A 2,346-nucleotide genomic window follows, 5' to 3' on the forward strand; every position below is an offset into this window, starting at 1 on the left:
CCGCTTTGGTCACATGAAGCGTGACCTAGTTAACGCAGCAAAGCTGCTTTCTTGAGAGCAGCCAAATTTAATAAAAGGCCATACTCATGGAAGTGATGGCCTTGGAAGAAATAAAAATCAAATGAAAATTATGGAGGATTATAATGAAAAAATATGAAGATAAAATATACAATTTTTTAGTTACAACGGATTTTGACAATGGAACAAGCATGAGAGGAGCAGTTTCTGAATTCAGCTATAAGCTGCTTTTCAACAAGGATTATCTTAAAAACAAGATACAAAATCCTGAGGGTGTTGAAGACCTTAGGGAAATGACGGAAAGAGTAGGAAACAGGGCTCATTCATACTATGTTTCTCAAGGGTACAGCGGTATCAATACAAACATGTTTAAGCTAGTGGTTTCAAGACTTATACATACAATCAGCCATCAGATAGTAGATGGTGACATTGACAAGGAAGCTTTTGACGAGCTTATCAGCTATGACGTAGGAAAGATGAAGAACTATATAAATAGAGAACCAAGTCTTGCTTGCTTCTTTGAGGGATATTAATAAGGTTAATTGGATCTTTTGAATCCTTTTATATACTGACGATTTGATCAACGAAACCGCTTGATTTCAAGCGGTTTTGTGATGTCATCTTATCATATCACTGATTGAATCGACAATCTTATCCATAACTCTTGGGTTTTCCTCCATGTATCTCATGATTCCATGGGGAGAATTTTCAAGGGTAATGAGTTGCTTTGAATTTGCTTTTTCGGCACTATTCATGAGCATGTCTATTATTTCCAGGGGAATAACTGCATCATTTCCAGCATTTATAACAAGTAGATTGCCTGTGAATTTTTTTAGTATATCCCAGGAATCACTGTCCATATAACTTTTTTCTTTTCTGATGCATTTTGAAAAAGCATAATTGAAATTTAATTCATATATTTTTTAGAAAATTACTTTATAAGTTTTGTGACATTCCCTAATTTGGATGCTGTATTCGTTGTCTAAAGGACATATAATTTAGATATGTGATAATATAATAACATTATAATGATTTTACCATGTAAACTCAAAATGGTGTCGCGATTCAAATAAATGGCGAAGTGAATCATATTTTTGAGTATAAAAAAATAACGCCCAAGAAAACCCTTGTGCGTTATTTGATTATCAAATTAAATTAGCAGAATTGAAAAGAGCCGGGTTTAAACACCCAGCTCTACCATTACGCATGAAAATACTATATTTATGTCATTGTCTGTTGCTATCTTCACTATCTTTGGATCCCTAGTTCCAGGCTGCATCCAAATATTTTTGATACCAAGGTCTATAACATCCTGTATAAGCTCCAAACCAACTGTTGGATTTACTATGAATCCTACAACATCGATGTCACCAGGGATATCCTTTATAGACTTGTATGTCTTTACTCCATCGATCTCATCATATTTTGGAGAGACAGGATATACAATGTTTCCATTGTCTAGAAGTGACCTGAACATCTTGTATCCGAACTTGTCCTTTTTTTTTGTTGCTCCAACTACAGCCCATTTTTGAAGATCAAGCATTTTTTTAGATTTCACACTTTACCTCCGATGTATCAAGCTTGTTGCTTGATATTCTTGTTTTTATATTTTATCATATGACAATTATTTTATCAACCAGAAATACCCTGTGAAGGTATCGAATCTCTGTGATATTAACTTAGTAAATATATATAAAAGACTCCCTGAAATTCAGGAAGCCTTGAGTTTATTAAGCATTTGTTATATTGACTAAAACATCTTTTTCTTTGTAAGTATTATTCCTGCAATTAGTGACAATATTCCAGATATTACCATTATAATCCAAAATGCATTTGGATTGTTTACCATCGGAAGCCATCTTACGTTCATTCCGTAGAAACTTGCAATCATTGTAGGGATAGCCATGATTATTGTTATTGATGTCAGCATCTTCATGACTATATTGAGATTGTTTGATATTACGGAGGCAAAAGCATCCATCATTCCGCTTAGTATTCCGCTGTATATGCTGGCCATCTCAATAGCCTGCTTGTTTTCTATTATTACATCCTCGAGAAGGTCTTCGTCCTCTGGATAGCGTTTTATTGCATCCAGCTTCATCATTTTGTTTAATACAACTTCGTTAGTTTTTAAAGATGTACTAAAGTAAACAAGAGATTTCTCCAGGTCCAGAAGCTGTATGAGTTCTCTATTTTTCATAGATTTGTGAAGTTGCCTTTCTATGCTTGTGCTCGTCCTGTCTATTTGTTTAAGATATAGAAGGTACCTTTTTGATATCTTGAACAATAGCTGAAGTAGAAACCTGTATCTTTTGAATGTATAGAATG

The 2,346-nt window shown here is 34.1% G+C and carries 4 protein-coding genes; 1 reads left to right on the top strand and 3 read right to left on the bottom strand.

Features of this window, described 5'->3' with window-relative positions:
* The first annotated feature begins 143 nt into the window (after positions 1 to 143).
* On the top strand, positions 144 to 551 hold the full coding sequence (locus AC3AX0_RS11690; protein WP_487550461.1) for a hypothetical protein: 408 nt from the start codon (positions 144 to 146) through the stop codon (positions 549 to 551).
* An 84-nt stretch (positions 552 to 635) separates the two neighbouring features.
* Here the strand turns inward: AC3AX0_RS11690 and AC3AX0_RS11695 are convergent, their stop codons facing one another.
* From AC3AX0_RS11695 to AC3AX0_RS11705, 3 genes are all read right to left on the bottom strand, one after another.
* Entirely contained in the window at positions 636 to 878 is a 243-nt protein-coding gene (locus AC3AX0_RS11695; RefSeq protein WP_487550462.1) for a hypothetical protein, read from the bottom strand.
* 320 nt (positions 879 to 1,198) lie between these two features.
* Complete coding sequence (locus AC3AX0_RS11700) at positions 1,199 to 1,576, bottom strand: CoA-binding protein (protein ID WP_487550463.1); 378 nt, start codon at positions 1,574 to 1,576, stop codon at positions 1,199 to 1,201.
* A gap of 192 nt (positions 1,577 to 1,768) precedes the next feature.
* Positions 1,769 to 2,346, bottom strand: a 578-nt coding sequence (locus AC3AX0_RS11705) for a magnesium transporter CorA family protein (protein ID WP_487550464.1), incomplete at its 5' end; no start/stop codon positions are given.

Source organism: Dethiosulfatibacter sp. (genome assembly GCF_983023055.1).